This window comes from Streptococcus sp. GMD1S (genome assembly GCF_000296875.1).
GTDB lineage: Bacteria > Bacillota > Bacilli > Lactobacillales > Streptococcaceae > Streptococcus.
Genome location: NZ_AJQY01000243.1, coordinates 1 through 700 on the forward strand (window position 1 = coordinate 1; position 700 = coordinate 700).

General features: G+C 36.1%; 2 pseudogenes. Both read right to left on the bottom strand.

Annotation, left to right across the window (positions count from 1 at the left end):
• Nucleotides 1–302, bottom strand: a pseudogene (locus tag GMD1S_RS08560) (alpha/beta hydrolase); the annotation flags it as partial.
• Nucleotides 303–413: 111 nt separating this feature from the next.
• Nucleotides 414–700 (bottom strand): annotated as a pseudogene (locus GMD1S_RS12390) (ferredoxin reductase); the annotation flags it as partial.

Below are 700 nucleotides of genomic sequence, written 5' to 3' on the forward strand. Positions count from 1 at the left end.
GCAAACTGTTTTTGCAATTCAGGATCAATATCATTGATAAAATTTGATAGCTTGCAATTTTTAAAGCGTTTGTGTTGAGAGAGTTGATCCAACAACTGGAGGCGGTTCTTATTGGTCAGCATCGTCGTTTCTCTAGGGATTTGAGGTGCTAGATCTATGAGAGGCTTTGGTTCTTGGGCGACTACATCATCAAAAGGAAGATAGGTTAATTCAGTCAAGGCAAGAACATCTAACACGTTCACGGGGAGGTCATAAAAGGAATCGTATGCTACATCATTCAAGTAGTCAAAAATATTAGCCATAAAAGCTCCTTTCTCTATGTTTATCCTACCACATTTACATAGAATTAGCTAGTAGGCTTGTTTGAATGACCTAGTAGGGTTTAATTGAAATACATAGAAGATAGATTGCTCCTATTTCAAACCTCTAAACGAGCTTACTTGTATGTTTTTGCTATCAATCCCATTTTCCTTTAAAAACTTCTTCATCTCATTTACATCATCAGGCTGACCTGTGATGAGATAGCTGGCTTGATTGCCGTATTCATCAATAGCATGTTTTAAAAATGCTTGACTTTGAGAAAGTTCATCGCTAGTTTTATAAGTAAAATTCGATGTTTTTTGAGCCAGTTCCTTCATCTCATTATCGAAAATAGTAACTCCTTTGTCAAAATGGTTGAGAATAATCGGACATTTACCAG